Source organism: Pseudomonas sp. NPDC089534 (assembly GCF_044749305.1).
Classification (GTDB): domain Bacteria; phylum Pseudomonadota; class Gammaproteobacteria; order Pseudomonadales; family Pseudomonadaceae; genus Aquipseudomonas; species Aquipseudomonas ekonensis.
This window is the reverse complement of sequence record NZ_JBIVHR010000011.1, coordinates 1-18166: the sequence shown is the minus strand read 5'-3', so window position 1 is coordinate 18166 and position 18166 is coordinate 1. Positions and strand designations below refer to the sequence as shown.

Here is an 18166-nt window from a genome sequence, read left to right as displayed (position 1 = left end):
TTGAGCGCGCAGCGCTCACAGGTTTTGGGCTGCTGCGCAGCCGGCGGGAGCAAGCTCCCTCGCCACAGAGGCTCCAAGGGCAATGTGCAGCCATGCAAAACCCGCCGATGGCGGTTATTCTTGCCCTCGACTGTCACGTGTGCATCGGGGGATAGCCAGCATGGATAAAGTCATTGTGATCACCGGCGGCGGGCGCGGCATCGGGGCCGCCACGGCGCTGTTGGCCGCCGCGCAGGGCTACCGGATCTGCATCAACTATCAGGCCGACGAGCAGGCCGCCCACCAAGTGCTCGACCAGGTGCGGGCCATGGGGGCCCAGGCCATCGCGGTGCGGGCCGACGTCAGCATCGAAGACGAAGTGATCGGCCTGTTCCACCGGGTCGACACGGAGCTGGGCCGGGTCACTGCGCTGGTGAACAATGCCGGCACGGTCGGCCACAAGTCGCGGGTCGACGAAATGTCCGAGTTCCGCATCCTCAAAATCATGAAGACCAATGTGTTGGCGCCGATCCTCTGCGCCAAGCACGCGATCCTGCGCATGTCGCCCAAGCACGGCGGGCAGGGCGGCAGCATCGTCAACGTCTCGTCGGTGGCCGCGCGCCTGGGGTCGCCCAACGAATACGTCGACTACGCGGCCTCCAAGGGCGCGCTGGACACCTTCACCATCGGTCTGTCCAAGGAAGTGGCGGGCGAGGGCATCCGGGTCAACGCGGTGCGGCCGGGCTACATCTACACCGATTTCCATGCCCTGAGCGGCGATCCGGACCGGGTCAGCAAGCTGGAGTCGGCGATTCCGATGGCCCGGGGCGGGCGGCCGGACGAGGTGGCGGAGGCGATTGTCTGGCTGCTGTCGGACAAGGCGTCCTACGCCACCGGCACCTTTGTCGACCTGGGCGGCGGGCGCTAGTTTCGCCGAAGCTTGACCGGCGGCCTGCTGACGCCATCGCCAGCAGGCTGGCTCCCACAGGGAGCGATGGCAGTCACCCAATCCGTGGCCTGCACCCAACAGAGCCAGCAGGCTGGCTCCCACAGGGGGCGATGGCAGTCATCCAATCCGTGGCCTGCACCGAACAGGGTGGGAGCCAGCCTGCTGGCGAAGATCCCGGCATCGCACCCGGTACGGCCGGGTCGCGCAGGTTCGCGATCAGCCGTGAAAGGTGTAGCGGTCCTTCCCCGTGTGCTTGGATTCGTACAGCGCTTCATCCGCCTTGATCAGCGCCTGGTTGAGGGTGTCGCCGTCCTCCACCCGGGTGACGCCGATGCTGATGGTCACCGGGTGCCGGGTCGGGCGTTCGCGCACGGTGCGGCACAGTTCGCCGGCCAGCGCCTCGACGTCTGCGTGGCGCACCCCGGCCAGGTAGATGGCGAACTCCTCGCCGCCCAGGCGCGCATATTCATACGGCGCCATGACCGACTTGATGTCCGCCGCGATCGCCTTGAGCACTTCGTCGCCGATGTCGTGGCCGTACACATCGTTCACTTTCTTGAAGTTGTCGATGTCGATCATCGCCAGGTAGTGGTCCTGTTCGCGGGGGACGGCCATCAGGCGCTTTTCGGCGCGGGCCATGAACGAGCGGCGGTTGGGGATCTCCGTGAGGGTGTCGTTGTAGGCCTGGTCCAGCAGCAGGCGGGACATGATGTAGTTGTAGAGCTTGGCCTCGCGCAGCTTCAGGAACGTGTAGATGGTCAACCCGCAGAGGAAGACGCTGTAGCACGCCGTCAGCACGCCCCTGAGCTCGAACAGCCCGATGTCGGTGAACAGGAAGGGGTTGAGCACCAGCCAGATCGTCGCCTGCGCGGCATAGAACGACCAGCGGCTGATCGGCAGCACCGACGTGCTGTAGAGGATGCTGGAGGCGCCGAGCACCAGCCACGCCGGCTGGAAACTGGACGGCAGGCCCTCGATCAGCAGGCGCACGCCGAGGGTCATGGTCAGCACGAACATCAGGTTGAGCACATTGAAGTGCCGGGCCTGGCGGGTGAACCACAGGATCACGGTGAGTATCGCAAACACCGACAGAAACACCATCGAGCGCCAGGTGAAGCCCTGGCCGCCGAGAAAGCTCACGATCAGGTCGAAGATGACCCATACGCTGATGCTGGCGACGAAGATCAGCAGGCAGAACGAGCGCAGGCGCTCGAACTCATGCTGGATGAACTCGGCCCACAGCTCGGCGGGCGCGGTTCTCTTCAGGACTTCGTCTTCAATGGTTTTGTACATCGCGCTCCTGATGTTCGCGCTGGTTGTCGAGGATCACCCGGCCCCACGGCCGATACCGCAGGGAAAACACCGCGTCCGGGTGGCAGCCGACGGCGCCGGCGTCCGGCGCTGCGGGTTCGGCGCGGAACGGCTGGCCTTCGGCGCTGGTCTGGCGGAACGCCTCGCGCACGATGCCCACGGAGCAGGGCAGCGCCTGGGCGTACCCGTTGCGCACCAGCGGCGGCAAGCGGGCGGTGCCGGCGCCGTCCTGCCACCACACCTGAATGCCCGCCGCGCTCATCTCGCCCAGCCACTGGCCGTTGACCGCCGGCGCGAGCTTGCCGGCGCTGAACACGCTGACGTGCAGCGGCGCATCCAGTTGGCCGGCGAAGTCCTTGAGCTGGCGTTGCAGGGTCGCCCGCCGATCCGCCGCCAGGAAGTGCAGGTCGTCCAGTTCCAGCGGCAGATACCATCCGGCGACCGGCAGTTTCCAGTCCTGGCGCAATCTCTGTTGCTGGGCCAGCGACCGTCCCAACTGCGCCTGCCAGTAGGTGCCGAGGCCGGCGCTGTCCAGCTCGTCGATGCGTCGGTAGTAGGCCGGATCCATCGCCAGCCCGAGCACCAGTTGCAGGCCTTGGCGTTGGGCCAACCTGAGGCTTCGGGCCAGCCAGCCGTCGGCGCCGCCGAAGTCCGAATCGCCGTAGGCCGTCCACTGCACGATCAGCGTGCGGGTGCCCTGGCGGGCGGTGTCCTGCCAGATCCTTTGCCATTGCGCCTCACTCAGCCGCGCATCGACGTTCAGCGGTTGGTAGAACAGTCGAGCGTCGGCCCGCGCCACCGTCGCGCCCAGCACCAGGCAGAAAAACACTATCCATCGCGCCATCAGAAATTCCACTCCACACCCAGCAGCACACCGTTGCCGCCTTCATACAGATTGCCGCCCAGCGATTGCTGGTATTCGGTGCGCACCGTCAGTTTCGAGCGGTAGGCGTTGTAGCGGTCATCGTCGTACCACCATTGCCAGCGCAGGCCGACGCCGGTGCGCAGGTCCTGGCGCCAGTCGTTGCCGGGATCCTGGCTGGCGAACTCGAGGAAGCCATACGGCATGAGGGTCTGCGCGCCGTTGAACGGCAGTTTCCAGGCATGGCCCTGCTGGAAGCGCGACAGCCACTGATGGTCGCCGGCCTTGGTCCACCAGGCGGCGTCCAGGTACAGGAAACGCTCGTCCCAGTCGCTCTCGTCGACGCGCCAGTCGTTGCGGTACCGGCCCTGATCGAGGAACGACGCCGTGGCGCGCAGCAGGTAGTCGGTGCTGGTGTGGCCGTCCTGACGGTGGTCGCCGATCTGGTCCAGCAGCTTTTCCGGCACCAGCATCTGGCCCAGGTTCAGGCTATGGCTGTCATCGTCGTCGAACTGGCTCTGTTTGTAGATCTCGCCGTAGAAGTTGATGTTCTGCGTGCCCCACGGCTTGTAGCGCAGGCCGACGCCGGCGGCGAGGGATTCGGCGTAGCGCGAACGGCCCTGGCCGCCGAGCAGCACCCGGCCGTAGACCGACAGCGTGCTGCCGGCGCGGCTCGGCTCTTCGCCCAGCGCGTGGTCCCACATCGCCAGTTGCACGTTCTGCGAGTCGGCGCGGCGGTTCGTGCCTTTGCTGTCGTCGGGGCGCACGAAGTCGTTGGTCGACACCCCGGCCGGCGACCAGGTGCTGGCCAGCGTCCGGCTGTCGCGGCGCGACAGGGTTTCGTGGGCGCGGCGCTGACGGTAGCGGCGGGCTTCCATGCTGCCGTCCTCGTCGTCGGCGGCCACCGGGTTCTGCTCCAGGTCGATCACCCGGCGCAGCTCCCGGCGGGCCGACGCGCTGTCCTCGGCCTCGTCGTAGCGCCAGGCGAGGGTCTCGCCGAGGCGGTAGTCCTCGGGAAAGTCACGGGTGGCCTGTTGCAGGTACGGGATGGCGGTGGCGCGTTCTTCACGGGTTTCAGCCCCGGCCAGGCGCATGCCGTAGTCGGCGCGGTAGCGCGGGTTGGCCGGATCGCGGCGCACCGCCTCGGCCAGCCACGCAGTGCTTTGCGGCAAGTCGCCGGCCTTCTGCGCCGTCACCGAGGCGGCGTAGAAATGGCCGGCATCGGGTTGCTGCCGCAAGGCCTGGCGCTGGCGTTCCAGGGCCTGGGCGTGGTCGCCGCGGGTGTCGGCGATCGCCGCGCCGAGGGCCCATTCGTTGGCGCCGCGGGTGGTGCTTTGCTGCCAGTAGCGTTCGGCGGTCTGGCTGTCGCCGACGTTGAGCGCGCTGCGGCTGGCGGTGAGCCGGGCGTTGTCGCTCAGTTCCGAGGCCGGCAGGCTGCGCCAGAGGGCCAGGGCCCCGGCGGAATCGCCGGCCGCCTCCAGCGCATAGGCCAGGGGCAGGCGGCTGCCGCGGTCGCCGAGCTTCTCGGCCTGCCGGTAATACACGACGGCTTCCCCCGGTCGGTCCGGCATCGCGCAACGGCCGAGGGCACGGAAGTCGCCGGCGGCTTGCGGCTGGCTGCCGATGGCTTGCCGCACGACGTCGCACTGGCCGTTTTCCGCCAGTTGCGCCAGCAGTTGGCCCCGGGTGGCGCCGTCGACGCGGCCCAGCAGCGATGCCATGCGCCGTTGCTGGGCAGGCGTCGTGCTGGCCGACGAAGCGTAGAGCCCGGCCAGCCGCTGCAACGCCGTGGCGGGCAAGCGGCCGCCATGGCGGTCATAGGCGTCTTCGAGCAGCGTCTGCGCACGCTCGCGCTGCCCGGCGTTCAAGGCGATGTAACTGGCCTGATCCAGCGACGCGAGGTTGCCGGTCTGCCGGTAATGGCGCTCCCACAGGCCGGCGGCTTCCTGGCTGCGGCCCTGTTTCTGCAAGAGTTCGGCCCGGCGCTTGATCACCTCGGCGGTCTGCGGTTGGGCGGCGAGCCAGGCCATGACCTTGTCGCTCTGGCCCTCGGCCTGCCAGACGTCGAGCAGTTGCGCCTGCCGGCGGCTGTCCCAGGGTTGGGGCAGGCGGGTGGACTGCAACAGGTCGGTGGCTTGCAGGCGTTGGGCGAGCACCAGCCAGGCCTGCGGATCGTCCGTGGGGTTGCAGCGGCGCAACTGGGCGCTGGCGGCTTCCGGGTCATGCCGGGACAGCCACTCGACGGTCTCCAGGCACGGGCGCTGCAAGTCGTTGCTCAGGCGCTGGACGCTGGCGCTGTCGCCGGTCTGCCGGGCCAGTTCCCACAGGCGCTGGCGCTGGGCCGGATCGGCCAGGTCGCCGGCCGGCAACGACTGCATCCAGCGCTGGGCCTGCTGTTCGTGGCCCATGGCGATGGCGCGGTCGACCATCGCCAGACGGACCTTGCGCGCCGCTTCCGGGCTGGGCGCCTGCTGCAACAGGGCTTGCAGCGGCTTTTCGTCCAGCCGCTGCACATAGGCGTTGGCCAGGCGTTGCCAGCCCTCGGTGTCGAGTTGCCTACGGGCGGCCAGCGGCGCCAGTTGCTCGATGGTGCCGTTCCAGTCGCGCAACTGTTCGGACCAGTTGGCCCGGGCCAGGCGCAGGATGTTGTCGTCACCCTTGGGCGCCAGTTGCGCCAGCCAGTCGTGGGCCCGGCCCGCGCCGCCGAACTTGGCCAGGCTCAGGCTGTAGGCCTGCCACAGGCGGACGCGGTCGTTCAGGCTGCTGGTGGCCATCCAGCTTTCCACCTGGGTGCTGGACGGCGGATCCTGTTCGATCCAGGTCAGGCGCAGGTCGAGCAGGCCGTCGCTGTCGTTGCCCAGCGCCTGCAAGGCGTCCTTGTAGCGGCGCTGCTTGGCCAGGGACTCCACCAACAGGGCCCGGGCCTCGTCGTTCTTCGGGACCTTTTCCAGCAGGTGGCGCATCAGCCGTTCGACTTCCTTCCAGTTGCCTTTCTTGGCTTCCCGGTAGCTGCGGTCCATGTACGGGTAGCTGCGGAACTGCTCGAAATCGCTCAGCGGCGCGGCCAGCGACGGCTGCGCGCTCAGGCCGAGCAACAGGCTGCCCATCAGCAGGGTGCGGCGGTTGACGACAGGCTTCATGCGACCTCCCGGACGATGCGGTAGGCGGCTTGCTGTTCGCTGGCCTGGTCGGCCAAGGCCTGCTCGAGGATCTCCTGGGTGATCATGCCCCGTGAGATGAGGTGTTCGCCGAGGGACATCTGTTCGGCATCGAAGTCGATCAGGGCCTGATTGAACAGGGTCGGCGGCACCATGCCGCGCACCTGCAGCAGGTTGCCCAGCAGCACCTGATGGTGGCTGACCCGCTCAAGCAGGGCTTCGTCGTCCTGATGACGTTCCAGCACTTGCAGCATATGACGCACTTCCTCGGTCTGGCGGGGGCTCGCGTACCAGTATCGGATCCCCAGGGTGACGCGGCCCTGGGGCGCCAGACGGCAGCGCACGGGGCGTTTGAGTTGACGGCCGATCGCGCCGAGCGAGACTTGGCTGACCGGGCCTTCGGAGGCCAGCACCAGGGTGTCGCCGTCCTCGGCCACCGGCAGCACGCCGTAGTGCGAGGCCACGCGGCGCGGCACGGCGTCGATCAGGCGCTTGTCCAGCTTGAACGGATTGAGCGGCGCCCATTCCAGGTCCAGCTGTTCGGCCAGGGTCTGCACCAGCTGCGTGCTGTCGATGTAATCGCGCAGCAGCAGTTCGCGGCCGAGCCGACGGCGCACGGGGCTGGTGATCGCGGCTTCGAGCTGCTCTTCGCTGAGCAGGCCTTTCTCCACCAGACGGTGGCCGAGCGGGGTGCGCTGGGCCTTGGTCAGGGCCGGGAATTCGTGGGTGGTCTTGTCCCACGCCACGCGCCGCGAGTCACCCATTTCCATGACCTGGCGCAGGGCGCGCAGGTTGGCGAAGAAGTTGACGAAGTTGCTCCACATCATCCGCGGCGCCGACAGCAGGCCTTCGACGATCCCGTAGTAGCGGGTGACGAACCAGCCGCGCTGGAACAGGCGGTTGAACAGCATCAGGCCGTTGAGCCACAGCAGCGCCGAGAGCAGCGCGCTGTCGGCCAGGATCGACGGATAGCGCCAGGCCTCCGGGGCGATCACGGTGATCAGCCACATCGCCAAAAGCACCAGGAACAGCAGGTTGACCATGAAGCTCAGCAGGTAGGCGATCAGCCCGCGCCGGTCGCGCCACAGGAAGTAGTTGAGCAGGCCCTTGCGGCTCCAGCCCAGGTTCTTGGTGCCCTGGAACACGATGCCGACGATCCAGCGCGATTTCTGCCGGATGGCGTGCTGCAGGTCACGGGGAAAATGCTCGCGCACGCAGATCACCTGGGCGAACTCGCGGTTCATGCCGAACACCCAGGGCTGTTCCAGCGCCAGTTTCGGATCGCTCACCGAGTAGCGGGCGAAGATGCATTTCATGCCTTTCTGCTTGAGGCGGAAACCGATGTCGTAGTCTTCGGTCAGGCTCTGCACGTCGAAGGCGATGCCGTCGCCGTCCTCGAGCAGCGCGCTGATCGCCTTGCGGCTGAAACAGGTGCCCACCCCGGCGCTCGGCACCTGGCCGGTCAGGGCCTCGCGCACGATCACGTCCTTGCCGTGGTTTTCGGCGAACTCGTCCACGTAGTGGCCGGCGGTGAAGCCTTTCCATTCCGGCGCGTAGGGGTAGACCGGGATCTGGATCAGGTCCTTGTTCGGCAGCAGGTAGTTGTAGAGGCGCAGCTCCATCGGGGAAATCACGTCTTCGGCGTCATGCAGGATGAAGCCGGCGAACTGGATCTTCGCCTCGCTCTCGAACCGGAAGATCGCGTCGATGATGTTGTTCAGGCAGTCGGCCTTGCTGGTCGGCCCCGGCCGTGCGCACACCACTTTGTGCACGTTGGGGTAGTGCAGGCAGACCGCGTCGACGTCGGCCTGGGTCTCGGCGTCGTTGGGGTAGGTGCCGACGAAGATCTGGTAGTTCTCGTAGTCGAGGGTCGAGGCGGCCAGGCGCGCCATCTCCCCGACCACGCCGACCTCGTTCCAGGCCGGCACCATGATCGCCAGCGGCTTTTCCGGAATGGCGTACAGGCGCTCCTCGTCGGCGCGCTTGAATTTTTCGTAGATGCGCCAGCGCCGGATGAACTTGCGGCCCCAGTACACCAGGTCGATGAACAGGTCATCGAGGCCGAGGATGAACATCAGCAGGGCGAGGAGGATCGCCACATATTTAAGACCGAACAGCACATACGCGAAGAAATCGACCCAACCCAGGCTCATACCCCGTTACCCGCCGCCGAGCGTGCGCTCAGCCAGGCGTGGAGGCGGGTGGCGATCAGTTCGCTGGCGTGGCCGTCGCCGTAGGGGAAGTGCACGCGGCTCATGCGGGTGTAGGTCGCTTCGTCGTCGAGCAGTTGGCTGGCTTCCTGGACGATGCGCGCCTTGTCGGTGCCCACCAGCACCATGGTGCCGCTCTCCAGCACGGACGGCCGCTCGGTCACGTCGCGCAGCACCAGCAGCGGTTTGCCGATGGCGGGCGCTTCCTCCTGCACGCCGCCGGAGTCGGTGAGGATGAAATGCGCGCGGCCCATGAGCCAGACGAAATGGGGGTAGTCCTGCGGGGCGATCAGGTAGAGGTTGGGCTTGCCCGCCAGCATGCCGTACACCACTTGCTGCACCTGGGGGTTGAGGTGCACCGGGTAGACGAACTGCACGTCCGGGTAGCGTTCGGCCAGTTCCGCCAGCGCTTCGCAGATGTTGTTGAAGCCGCCGCCGAGGTTTTCCCGGCGGTGGCTGGTGATCAGCACCATCCGGCGGCTGTCGTCGAGCGCGGCCAGGGGCGAGTCGGCGGCGGGCTGCCAGCCGGTCTCGCGCTGGTGCTCGCGCATCCACAGCAGGGCGTCGATCACGGTGTTGCCGGTGATTTCGAGGTTGTCCTGGGGCACGCCCTCGCGCAGCAGGTTGGCGGCGGACTTGGAGGTCGGCGGGAAGTGCAGGTCGGCGATCACGCCGGTCAGGCGCCGGTTGGCTTCTTCCGGCCACGGCGCGCGCAGGTTGCCGGTGCGCAGCCCGGCCTCGACGTGGCCGATGGGCAGTTGCCGGTTGAACGCGGCGAGGGCGGCGATGAAGCTGGTGGTGGTGTCGCCGTGCACCAGGACGATGTCCGGTTTGACCCGGTCGTAGGCCTGGTCGAGTTGTGTGAGCAGATGTTGCGAGAGACCGTTCAGGGTCTGGCCCTGGGTCATCACCTGCAGGTCTTCATCGACGGTGAGTTCGAAGGCGTCGAGCACCTGGTTGAGCATTTCCCGGTGCTGGCCGGTGGAGCAGATGTTCAGTCGGATGTCGGGCCACTGACGCAGAACCCGGGCCAACGGGGCCATTTTGATGGCCTCCGGTCGGGTGCCGAAAACCATCATGACGTTAAAGGACATGGACCCCTCCTGGGACATGAGCGCACGACGGCCGTGGGCCGGCGCGCTGAATCTCGTATTGAGAAATGAAAGAAAAGCAGCCGGATCGGAGCTTGTCCAATCCGGTCTGGAGCGCGATTGATGCCGATCAGTTGGAACGAAAGTACCAGTGATGATGGCTCTTAGGTGGCACTTTCAGGAAAAGTTCCGTCGGCGTGCATCGGGGATGGTGCGCAGGGTGCGCAAGGTGACGTGGAGCCAGGTCAGGTCATGGCGGCGCTGGCGTCGGCGATGCCGGGCGGGCGGCTTGACCCTGCCGATGTGCAGGGCGAAGTCTTGCCTGAGGGTGTCCTCGGTGCCGATGCCCTTGAGCTTCTTCATCAGCTTGCCGTCCCGGTAGAACAGCACGGTCGGCGTCCCGGTGACGTTCGGGTGCCGGGGCGCTTCGCGGGTGTTGAGCATGTAGATGTCCGCCCGCTGCCGGTACGGCTCGGCGACATGCCGGAAGATCGGGCCGGCCATTTCGCAGGCGGGGCAGTGTTCGTTGGTGAAATAGAGAATCACCGGGCGCCAGGTCTTCAGGGCTTTGCGGTAGGAGGGGGGCAGCGTTGCAAGAGGTGGGATCGCCTTCATCAGAGACTCCTCCAGACGACCGTTAAAGGTTTCCTGACGTTAAGGCAAGGAAGGAGGCGGGTCTACTGTCAGAAATTACAGGTGGGCTCGGAAAACGCGTACTTTTCCCACACAAATGCAGGAGCGCCCCGACATTTGATGCCGAAATGCACACCGGCTGACCGTGATACTGTTTTTTGCATCAGTTTGAGTGCATGAAAGGGATTCCCGATGGACAACAGCAGCATTTTTCCGCAAGCGGTTTCAGAGACAAAAGGGTTGAGGTCAGATGTGTCTTGGAGTGCTATTTTTGGCGCTTCAAAGAGCACCCTAGGGAGTCCCTTCATGACACACATCGTGCTTTCACAAGTCGTAGCGAGCATCTCCGAGCTGAAAAAAAACCCGATGGGCACTGTCGCCGCAGGCGGCGGTGAACCCGTTGCTATCCTCAACCGCAATGAGCCAGCGTTCTACTGCGTGCCAGCCAAAGCGTATGAAGCAATGATTGAGCGCCTTGAGGATCTGGAGCTGATCGAACTGTGCAAAGAGCGGGAAAACGATCCGACCGTAAAGGTCTCGATCGATGACCTATGAGCTGGAGTTCTCGGAGAAGGCGTGGAAAGAGTGGAACAGGCTGGGAGGCAATCTGAAGGAGCAGTTTGCACGCAAGCTTCGAGAGCGGCTCAGTAATCCGCATGTTCCGGCGGATCGGTTGAGAGGCCTGGGAGTGGCCTACAAGATCAAGCTTCGAAGCGCCGGCTATCGTTTGGTTTATCGCGTCATCGATGAAGTGCTGGTCGTTACCGTCATTGCGGTGGGGAAACGTGACGGAGCAGATGTGTACAACGCAGCCGCGCAGCGCTGACTTCCCACCCTTTTTCAGCGCCTGACGCACCTCTTTCTGATTCCCCAGTTCTTGCCTCGCACCAATCCGCTCCAGTTGCCCCCATTGAGTACCTGTTACCCGCCTTCTGTGGCCATTGGTAGCGCTCGACGCCATCGGGGTGAGTTGCGCCGCTTTCCCTCGTTCAACGTATCTCCTTGATTCCCTGAAATTTTCAATCCGGCACAGATTCCCATCGAATCCTGTGGCACACTTTCTGCTGTCTATTCCGTTGTTACATACCAAGTTCCGCTATAGCGGAATAAACATCCTCCAGGAGTGCTTGCCATGCATCGCCGTCCTTCGTTGTTCAAAGCGTGTGTTTTCGTTCTCGCGGCTTCGTCCGCCGTTGCGGGCATGGCCCAGGCGGCCGACAGCAAGCTCGACAGTGTCCTGGCCCGGGGCAAGCTGATCGTGGGCACCGGCAGCACCAACGCGCCATGGCACTTCCAGGGGGCGGACGGCAAGTTGCAGGGCTTTGATATCGACATCGCCCGGATGGTGGCCAAAGGGCTGTTCAACGACCCGAGCAAGGTCGAGTTCGTGGTGCAGTCGTCCGATGCGCGGATTCCCAACCTGTTGACCGACAAGGTCGACATGAGCTGCCAGTTCATCACCGTCACCGCCAGCCGCGCGCAGCAGGTGGCGTTCACCCTGCCGTACTACCGCGAAGGCGTGGGCCTGCTGCTGCCGGCCAACAGCAAGTACAAGGAGATCGAGGACCTGCAGGCCGCCGGCGACGGCGTGACCGTGGCGGTGCTGCAGAACGTGTACGCCGAAGAACTGGTGCACCAGGCGCTGCCCAAGGCCAAGGTCGATCAGTACGACAGCGTCGACCTGATGTACCAGGCGGTGAACTCCGGCCGCGCCGATGCCGCCGCCACTGACCAGTCTTCGGTCAAGTACCTGATGGTGCAGAACCCTGGCCGCTACCGCAGCCCGACCTATGCCTGGAGCCCGCAGACCTACGCCTGCGCGGTCAAGCGCGGCGACCAGGACTGGCTGAATTTCGTCAACACCACCCTGCATGAAGCCATGACCGGCGTGGAATTCCCGACGTACGCGGCCTCGTTCAAGCAGTGGTTCGGCGTCGACCTGCCGACCCCGGCCATCGGTTTCCCCGTCGAATTCAAGTGATCCCGTGAGGGCGGGGCGATGGCTGTCGCCCCGCTCAAGGTACTGACAACCATGAACTATCAGTTGAACTTTGCCGCCGTGTGGCGCGATTTCGACACCTTGCTGGCGGGGCTCGGCCTGGGCCTGGAACTGGCGCTGGTGTCGATCGCCATCGGCTGCGTGATCGGCCTGCTGATGGCGTTCGCCTTGCTGTCCAAGCACCGCGTCCTGCGGGTGTTGGCCTCGGTGTACGTGACGGTGATCCGCAACACGCCGATCCTGGTGCTGATTCTGTTGATCTACTTCGCGTTGCCTAGCCTGGGGATCCGGCTGGACAAGATCCCGTCGTTCATCATCACGCTGTCGCTGTACGCCGGGGCCTACCTGACCGAGGTGTTCCGCGGCGGGCTGCTGAGCATCCCGAAAGGGCAGCGCGAGGCCGGGCTGGCCATCGGCCTGGGCGAATGGCAGGTGAAGGCCTACGTCACCGTGCCGGTGATGTTGCGCAACGTGCTGCCGGCGCTGTCGAACAACTTCATTTCGCTGTTCAAGGACACCTCGCTGGCCGCCGCCATCGCGGTGCCGGAACTCACCTATTACGCACGCAAGATCAACGTCGAGAGCTACCGGGTGATCGAAACCTGGCTGGTGACCACGGCGCTGTACGTTGCGGCCTGTTACCTCATCGCCATGCTGCTGCGTTACCTGGAGCAGCGTCTGGCGATCCGCCGATAGGAGGCTGCGATGTACGAATCGCCCAGTTGGTTGCATGAGTTGTGGGTGGCGCGGGAGCCGCTCTGGCAGGGTTTTGTCACCAGCGTGCAGGTGTCGGCGCTGGCGATCCTGCTCGGGACGCTGGTCGGCGTGGTCGCCGGCCTGATCCTGACCTACGGCCGCTTCTGGATGCGCGCCCCGTTCCGTTTCTACGTCGACCTGATCCGCGGCACTCCGGTGTTCGTGCTGGTGCTGGCGTGCTTCTACATGGCGCCGGCGCTGGGCTGGCAGATCAGCGCGTTCCAGGCCGGCGCCCTGGGCCTGACGCTGTTCTGCGGCTCCCACGTCGCCGAGATCGTGCGCGGTGCGTTGCAGGCATTGCCGCGCGGGCAGATGGAGGCGAGCAAGGCCATCGGCCTGACGTTCCACCAGGCGCTCGGCTACGTGCTGCTGCCCCAGGCGCTGCGCCAGATCCTGCCGACGTGGGTCAACTCGTCCACGGAGATCGTCAAGGCCTCGACCCTGCTGTCGGTGATCGGCGTGGCGGAGCTGCTGCTCAGCAGCCAGCAGATCATCGCGCGCACGTTCATGACCCTGGAGTTCTACCTGTTCGCCGGTTTTCTGTTCTTCATCATCAACTACGGCATCGAATTGTTCGGCCGGTTCATTGAAAAGCGGGTGGCCTTGCCATGACTCAAGCTCAAGTTTCTTCACAGCCACAGACCCAGACCCAACCTCTGCTGGACATCCGCGGCCTGCACAAGCAGTACGGCGCGGTGGAGGTGCTCAAGGGCGTCGACTTGAGCATGCAGCGCGGCAACGTGGTCACGCTGATCGGCTCCAGCGGCTCGGGCAAGACCACGCTGCTGCGCTGCGTGAACATGCTCGAAGAGTTCCAGGGCGGGCAGATCCTGCTCGACGGCGAGTCCATCGGCTACGACGAGGTCAACGGCAAACGCGTGCGCCATGGCGAGAAGGTCATCGCCCGCCACCGTGCGATGACCGGCATGGCGTTCCAGCAGTTCAACCTGTTCCCGCACCTGACTGCGTTGCAGAACGTCACCCTCGGCTTGCTGAAGGTGAAGAAGATGCACAAGGACGAAGCGGTGGCGCTGGCCGAGAAATGGCTGGAGCGGGTCGGCCTGCTCCAGCGCCGCGACCACTTCCCCGGCCAGCTGTCCGGCGGCCAGCAACAGCGCGTGGCGATCGCCCGGGCCATTGCGATGAACCCGAGCCTGATGCTGTTCGACGAAGTCACCTCGGCCCTCGACCCCGAACTGGTGGGCGAGGTGCTCAACGTGATCAAGGGCCTGGCCGAAGACGGCATGACCATGCTGCTGGTGACCCACGAAATGCGCTTTGCGTTCGAGGTGTCGGACAAGATCGTTTTCATGAATCAGGGACGCATCGAAGAGCAGGGGCCGCCCAAGGAACTGTTCGAGCGTCCGCAGTCGCCGCGGCTGGCGGAATTCCTCAAGAGCACGCGGTTCTGACCTTTCACTTTTCAATCAGGAGAGACACCCATGAGCATCACCCGATACGGCACCGGCAGCACCGCGGCCGGCGGCCAGCCCCGTCCCTTCGCCCGCGCCGTTGAGGCCGACGGCTGGCTGCACGTGTCCGGCCAGGTGCCGGCGGTGGACGGCGAAATCATCGTCGGCGGCATCGTCGAGCAGACCCACCAGACCATGAAGAACCTGATCGCGATCCTCGAAGAGGCCGGCTACGGCCTGGAGGATGTGGTGCGCGCCGGGGTGTGGCTGGACGATCCGCGGGACTTCACCAGCTTCAACAAAGTGTTCGGCGAGTACTTCAAGCCCGAGCACGCTCCGGCGCGGGCGTGCGTGCAGGCGAGCATGATGGTCGACTGCAAGGTCGAGATCGATTGCATCGCCTACAAGAAGAAGGCCTGAAGCGGGGTGGCTCTGTCGCCGGCAGGCTGCCTCCCGCAGGCGGACGCCTGCCGGCGATGGCGGCCTACCGGTCGCCACGGCTATCTCGGTACACTCCCGGCACTGTGAATGGGAACCTGAAGACATGACCGAAGACACCATCAAACGCCGGGCCCGTGGTTTGGACCGGGCGTTCGACATTCTCGATTTCCTCAAGGAGATCGGCCAGCCGCTGCGCCCCAACGACATCGCCAACGGCATCGGCAGCCCGAAATCCACGGTCTACGAACTGGTGGCGTCGCTGCTGGAGCGGCGGATCCTGGAGCCGGTGGGCAAGGACGGTCACGTCTACCTGGGCCGTCAGCTGTACTTCCTCGGGCAGGCGCACCTGCGGCATTTCGACCTCAGCCGCGAGGCCGACCACGCCTTGCAGGAGATCGTCAGCCAGACCCGGGAAACCGCGCAGATGTGCCTGCTCAACGGACGCAAATACACGGTGGCGCTGATGAAGGAGGGCGAGCGGCACTTTCGCATCTCCTCCGACATCGGCGAGAACGCGCCGATCCCGTGGACCGCGTCCGGGCGCCTGCTGCTGGCGCACCTGAGCGACCGGCAGATCATCGACCTGATCGACCCCGACGACTTCATCCTGCCGGACGGCGAACGCCTGCCGCTGGAGACGTTTTTGGGGGAGATCCGTCAGGCCGGCATCGACGGCTTCTTTTCCTTCGACAGTGTCGCCGACACGTTCACCCACTGCTTCGCCGCTCCGGTCAAAGACCCCGCTGGCGTGGCCATCTGCACCTTGTGCATCGTCGCCCCGCGCGCCGACGCCAAGAACAATTACGACGACTATCGCCGGGTCTTGATCGAGAGCGCCAACAGCCTCGCCCGGCGCATCAACGACTGACCGCGCCCGCCGGCGGGCGCGACTGTGAGGAGTTCGACCATGACGACCGTGAACAATACCGCTGCCGTGGAGAAGGGCGATGCCGCCGTCGGCGCCCACCTGGTGCGCGATGTCAGCCTGCCGGCGCTGGTGCTGCACCGCGCGGCGCTGGAGCACAACATCCGCTGGATGCAGACGTTCGTCAGCGACAGCGGCGCGGAGCTGGCGCCACACGGCAAGACCAGCATGACGCCTGCGCTGTTCCGCCGACAGCTCGACGCCGGCGCCTGGGGCATCACCCTGGCCAGCGCCACCCAGACCCGCGCCGCCTATGCCCACGGCGTGCGCCGGGTGCTGATGGCCAACCAACTGGTCGGCACGCCGAACATGGCGCTGATCGCCGACCTGCTGGCTGATCCTGGCTTTGACTTCTACTGCATGGTCGATCATCCGGACAACGTCGCCGATCTGGGCGCTTACTTCGCGTCCCGGGGCGTTCGGCTGAACGTGATGATCGAGTACGGCGTGGTCGGCGGCCGTTGCGGTTGCCGCAGCGAGCAGGAAGTCATCGCACTGGCCGAAGCCATCGCCGCGCAACCGGCCCTGGCCCTGACCGGCATCGAGGGCTACGAAGGCGTGATCCACGGCGACCACGCCGTCAGCGGCATCCGCGAATTCGCCGCGTCGCTGGTGCGCCTGGCGGTGCAGCTGCAGGACAGCGGCGCGTTCGCCGTCGCCAAGCCGATCATCACGGCGTCGGGGTCGGCGTGGTACGACCTGATCGCCGAGTCCTTCGAGGCGCAGAACGCCGCCGGGCGCTTCCTCAGCGTGTTGCGGCCGGGCAGCTACGTGGCCCACGACCACGGCATCTACAAGGAAGCGCAGTGCTGCGTGCTCGACCGGCGCAGCGACCTGCACGAAGGGCTGCGCCCGGCCCTGGAGGTCTGGGCCCATGTGCAGTCGCTGCCGGAGCCTGGGTTTGCGGTGGTCGCCCTGGGCAAGCGCGACGTGGCGTTCGACGCCGGCCTGCCGGTGCCGCTGTTGCGCTACAAGGCCGGGGTGCTGCCGGCGGTGGGGGATGACGTCGGCGCCTGCAAGGTGACGGCGGTGATGGATCAGCATGCGTTCATGACCGTGGCGCCGGGGGTGGAGCTGCGGGTCGGCGACATCATCTCGTTCGGCACCTCGCACCCGTGCCTGACCTTCGACAAGTGGCGGGTGGGGCTGCTGGTGGATGAGCGGCTGACGGTGATCGAGACGATGGACACCTGTTTCTGAGGCTTCAGCCGGCGCCGCACCCGGTGGCGTTTGCACTGACGCCTTCGCCGGCAGGCCGGCTCCCACAGGGACATGTGCTCGACACAGTTCCAATGTGGGAGCCAGCTTGCTGGCGATGAAGGCCGACAGAACACCCTTGAACTGCCAGGACTCCATTCAGATGACCACTCTCAGCCCCCTGGGGCCTCACACCCCGCGCATCGCCCTGATCGGCGAATGCATGATCGAACTCCAGCAGCGCGCCGACGGCAGCCTGCAGCAGAGCTTCGGCGGCGATACCCTCAACACCGCCGTCTACCTGTCCCGGGCCATGGGCGAGCACGCCCGGGTCGATTACGTGACGGCCCTGGGCGACGACAGCTTCAGCGACGAGATGTGCCGCCGCTGGGCCGGCGAAGGCATCGGCCTGGACTGGGTGCAGCGTTTGCCCGGCCGTCTGCCGGGCCTGTACTGCATCCAGACCGACGCCGCCGGCGAGCGGCGCTTCCTGTACTGGCGCAACGAAGCGGCCGTGCGCGACTGCTTCACCCTGCCGAACGGCGCCCCGACCCTGGCGGCCTTGCCGGACTACGACGTGCTGTATTTCAGCGGCATCACCCTGGCGGTGCTGGGCGCGCAGGGGCGGGAGCGGCTGATCGAGGTGTTGGCCGAAGCCCGCCAGCGGGATGCGCGCATCGTCTTCGACAACAACTACCGGCCCCGCCTGTGGGCCTCGCGGGAAGCGGCGCAGGCGGCCTACCGCAGCGTGTTGCCCCATGTGGACCTGGCGTTGCTCACGGTGGAGGACGAACAGGCGCTGTTCGGGTTCGGCGATTGCGAGGCGGTGTTCGAGGCCTATGCGCAGATCGGCACGCCGGAAGTGGTGCTCAAGCGCGGCGCCGAGGCGTGCCTGATCCGCTGTGACGGGCAAGCCTTCGAAGTGCCGGCGCAGAAGGTCGAGAAGGTGATCGACACCACGGCGGCGGGGGACTCGTTCAGTGCGGCGTACCTGGCCAGCCGCCTGTCAGGCGCCAACCCGGCGGACGCCGCCGAGGCAGGGCACCGGTTGGCGAGCCGAGTGATTCAGGTGCCGGGGGCGCTGATCCCGAGGTGACCTGAAGGAGCGGCTGTCCGCTAGACCAGCGAACGCCCGAGATTCTTGTGGTTGTCCGCAAGGCCTGGGAACGCCCGAGAACCCTGTGGGATCTGGCTTGCCAGCGATGAGGCCGGCACATCCGGATTCGGTGCCGCCTGACCGGAC

17 protein-coding genes are annotated in these 18166 nt (G+C 65.9%); 11 read left to right on the top strand and 6 right to left on the bottom strand.

All coding sequences use genetic code 11. From position 1 onward, the window contains the following. Nucleotides 1-160: 160 nt before the first annotated feature. The gene (locus tag ACIP0B_RS04960) at nucleotides 161-907 is read left to right on the top strand and encodes an SDR family oxidoreductase (RefSeq protein ID WP_400830228.1); all 747 of its coding nucleotides are present in this window, start codon (nucleotides 161-163) and stop codon (nucleotides 905-907) included. Between the two features lie 237 nt (nucleotides 908-1144). On the opposite strand, the gene ACIP0B_RS04955 is transcribed toward ACIP0B_RS04960, so the two are convergent. The 6 genes from ACIP0B_RS04955 to ACIP0B_RS04930 all read right to left on the bottom strand — a co-directional run bounded on the left by ACIP0B_RS04955 (nucleotide 1145) and on the right by ACIP0B_RS04930 (nucleotide 10175). Then, nucleotides 1145-2221 (bottom strand): diguanylate cyclase domain-containing protein, encoded by a 1077-nt coding sequence (locus ACIP0B_RS04955; protein WP_400830226.1) that lies wholly within the window; start codon nucleotides 2219-2221, stop codon nucleotides 1145-1147. Then, complete coding sequence (locus ACIP0B_RS04950) at nucleotides 2205-3083, bottom strand: DUF4434 family protein (RefSeq protein ID WP_400830225.1); 879 nt, start codon at nucleotides 3081-3083, stop codon at nucleotides 2205-2207. Before ACIP0B_RS04950 ends, ACIP0B_RS04955 begins: the two co-directional genes overlap by 17 nt. Continuing rightward, a complete protein-coding gene (locus ACIP0B_RS04945; RefSeq protein ID WP_400830224.1) occupies nucleotides 3083-6241 on the bottom strand; it encodes a phage receptor in 3159 nt (1052 codons plus the stop codon). Before ACIP0B_RS04945 ends, ACIP0B_RS04950 begins: the two co-directional genes overlap by 1 nt. Then, a complete protein-coding gene (gene nrfB, locus ACIP0B_RS04940; RefSeq protein ID WP_400830222.1) occupies nucleotides 6238-8412 on the bottom strand; it encodes a cyclic di-3',5'-guanylate-activated glycosyltransferase NrfB in 2175 nt (724 codons plus the stop codon). The genes ACIP0B_RS04945 and nrfB overlap by 4 nt, the downstream gene beginning before the upstream one ends. Beyond that, the gene (gene wecB, locus ACIP0B_RS04935) at nucleotides 8409-9563 is read right to left on the bottom strand and encodes a non-hydrolyzing UDP-N-acetylglucosamine 2-epimerase (protein ID WP_400830221.1); all 1155 of its coding nucleotides are present in this window, start codon (nucleotides 9561-9563) and stop codon (nucleotides 8409-8411) included. Before wecB ends, nrfB begins: the two co-directional genes overlap by 4 nt. 174 nt (nucleotides 9564-9737) lie before the next feature. Continuing rightward, nucleotides 9738-10175: a thioredoxin family protein gene (locus tag ACIP0B_RS04930; RefSeq protein ID WP_400830220.1), complete on the bottom strand. Its 438-nt coding sequence runs from the start codon at nucleotides 10173-10175 to the stop codon at nucleotides 9738-9740. A 324-nt stretch (nucleotides 10176-10499) separates the two neighbouring features. Here ACIP0B_RS04930 and ACIP0B_RS04925 point away from each other — a divergent pair, with 324 nt between their 5' ends. The 10 genes from ACIP0B_RS04925 (at nucleotide 10500) to ACIP0B_RS04880 (ending at nucleotide 18019) form a co-directional block, all read left to right on the top strand. Further along, nucleotides 10500-10748 carry a type II toxin-antitoxin system Phd/YefM family antitoxin gene (locus tag ACIP0B_RS04925; RefSeq protein ID WP_400830219.1) on the top strand — a complete coding sequence of 83 codons (249 nt, stop codon included), beginning with the start codon at nucleotides 10500-10502 and terminating at the stop codon, nucleotides 10746-10748. Further along, nucleotides 10738-11019, top strand: coding sequence for a type II toxin-antitoxin system RelE/ParE family toxin (locus tag ACIP0B_RS04920; RefSeq protein WP_400830217.1), 282 nt, complete (start codon nucleotides 10738-10740; stop codon nucleotides 11017-11019). Before ACIP0B_RS04925 ends, ACIP0B_RS04920 begins: the two co-directional genes overlap by 11 nt. A gap of 306 nt (nucleotides 11020-11325) precedes the next feature. After that, nucleotides 11326-12174 carry a transporter substrate-binding domain-containing protein gene (locus ACIP0B_RS04915; RefSeq protein ID WP_085582520.1) on the top strand — a complete coding sequence of 283 codons (849 nt, stop codon included), beginning with the start codon at nucleotides 11326-11328 and terminating at the stop codon, nucleotides 12172-12174. A 51-nt stretch (nucleotides 12175-12225) separates the two neighbouring features. Next, a complete protein-coding gene (locus ACIP0B_RS04910; protein ID WP_400830215.1) occupies nucleotides 12226-12888 on the top strand; it encodes an amino acid ABC transporter permease in 663 nt (220 codons plus the stop codon). A gap of 9 nt (nucleotides 12889-12897) precedes the next feature. Then, nucleotides 12898-13560, top strand: a complete 663-nt coding sequence (locus ACIP0B_RS04905) for an amino acid ABC transporter permease (protein WP_400830214.1) — start codon at nucleotides 12898-12900, stop codon at nucleotides 13558-13560. Then, nucleotides 13557-14360 (top strand): amino acid ABC transporter ATP-binding protein, encoded by an 804-nt coding sequence (locus ACIP0B_RS04900; RefSeq protein WP_400830212.1) that lies wholly within the window; start codon nucleotides 13557-13559, stop codon nucleotides 14358-14360. The genes ACIP0B_RS04905 and ACIP0B_RS04900 overlap by 4 nt, the downstream gene beginning before the upstream one ends. Nucleotides 14361-14390: 30 nt before the next feature. Beyond that, nucleotides 14391-14780 carry a RidA family protein gene (locus ACIP0B_RS04895; RefSeq protein ID WP_039768794.1) on the top strand — a complete coding sequence of 130 codons (390 nt, stop codon included), beginning with the start codon at nucleotides 14391-14393 and terminating at the stop codon, nucleotides 14778-14780. Between the two features lie 124 nt (nucleotides 14781-14904). Continuing rightward, nucleotides 14905-15669 (top strand): IclR family transcriptional regulator, encoded by a 765-nt coding sequence (locus ACIP0B_RS04890; RefSeq protein WP_217892247.1) that lies wholly within the window; start codon nucleotides 14905-14907, stop codon nucleotides 15667-15669. 39 nt (nucleotides 15670-15708) lie between these two features. Next, complete coding sequence (locus ACIP0B_RS04885) at nucleotides 15709-16926, top strand: amino acid deaminase (protein WP_400830210.1); 1218 nt, start codon at nucleotides 15709-15711, stop codon at nucleotides 16924-16926. Between the two features lie 160 nt (nucleotides 16927-17086). Beyond that, entirely contained in the window at nucleotides 17087-18019 is a 933-nt protein-coding gene (locus ACIP0B_RS04880) for a sugar kinase (protein ID WP_400830208.1), read from the top strand. The last annotated feature ends 147 nt before the right edge of the window (nucleotides 18020-18166 follow it).

What these genes read in the sequence shown, in the direction of transcription:
- ACIP0B_RS04930 (WP_400830220.1), bottom strand. Translation starts at nt 10,175, where the DNA reads ATGAAGGCGATCCCACCTCTTGCAACGCTGCCCCCCTCCTACCGCAAA.
- nrfB (WP_400830222.1), bottom strand. Translation starts at nt 8,412, where the DNA reads ATGAGCCTGGGTTGGGTCGATTTCTTCGCGTATGTGCTGTTCGGTCTT.
- ACIP0B_RS04905 (WP_400830214.1), top strand. Translation starts at nt 12,898, where the DNA reads ATGTACGAATCGCCCAGTTGGTTGCATGAGTTGTGGGTGGCGCGGGAG.
- ACIP0B_RS04920 (WP_400830217.1), top strand. Translation starts at nt 10,738, where the DNA reads ATGACCTATGAGCTGGAGTTCTCGGAGAAGGCGTGGAAAGAGTGGAAC.
- ACIP0B_RS04915 (WP_085582520.1), top strand. Translation starts at nt 11,326, where the DNA reads ATGCATCGCCGTCCTTCGTTGTTCAAAGCGTGTGTTTTCGTTCTCGCG.
- ACIP0B_RS04890 (WP_217892247.1), top strand. Translation starts at nt 14,905, where the DNA reads ATGACCGAAGACACCATCAAACGCCGGGCCCGTGGTTTGGACCGGGCG.
- ACIP0B_RS04880 (WP_400830208.1), top strand. Translation starts at nt 17,087, where the DNA reads ATGACCACTCTCAGCCCCCTGGGGCCTCACACCCCGCGCATCGCCCTG.
- ACIP0B_RS04960 (WP_400830228.1), top strand. Translation starts at nt 161, where the DNA reads ATGGATAAAGTCATTGTGATCACCGGCGGCGGGCGCGGCATCGGGGCC.
- ACIP0B_RS04900 (WP_400830212.1), top strand. Translation starts at nt 13,557, where the DNA reads ATGACTCAAGCTCAAGTTTCTTCACAGCCACAGACCCAGACCCAACCT.
- ACIP0B_RS04955 (WP_400830226.1), bottom strand. Translation starts at nt 2,221, where the DNA reads ATGTACAAAACCATTGAAGACGAAGTCCTGAAGAGAACCGCGCCCGCC.
- ACIP0B_RS04950 (WP_400830225.1), bottom strand. Translation starts at nt 3,083, where the DNA reads ATGGCGCGATGGATAGTGTTTTTCTGCCTGGTGCTGGGCGCGACGGTG.
- ACIP0B_RS04885 (WP_400830210.1), top strand. Translation starts at nt 15,709, where the DNA reads ATGACGACCGTGAACAATACCGCTGCCGTGGAGAAGGGCGATGCCGCC.
- ACIP0B_RS04910 (WP_400830215.1), top strand. Translation starts at nt 12,226, where the DNA reads ATGAACTATCAGTTGAACTTTGCCGCCGTGTGGCGCGATTTCGACACC.
- ACIP0B_RS04895 (WP_039768794.1), top strand. Translation starts at nt 14,391, where the DNA reads ATGAGCATCACCCGATACGGCACCGGCAGCACCGCGGCCGGCGGCCAG.
- wecB (WP_400830221.1), bottom strand. Translation starts at nt 9,563, where the DNA reads ATGTCCTTTAACGTCATGATGGTTTTCGGCACCCGACCGGAGGCCATC.
- ACIP0B_RS04945 (WP_400830224.1), bottom strand. Translation starts at nt 6,241, where the DNA reads ATGAAGCCTGTCGTCAACCGCCGCACCCTGCTGATGGGCAGCCTGTTG.
- ACIP0B_RS04925 (WP_400830219.1), top strand. Translation starts at nt 10,500, where the DNA reads ATGACACACATCGTGCTTTCACAAGTCGTAGCGAGCATCTCCGAGCTG.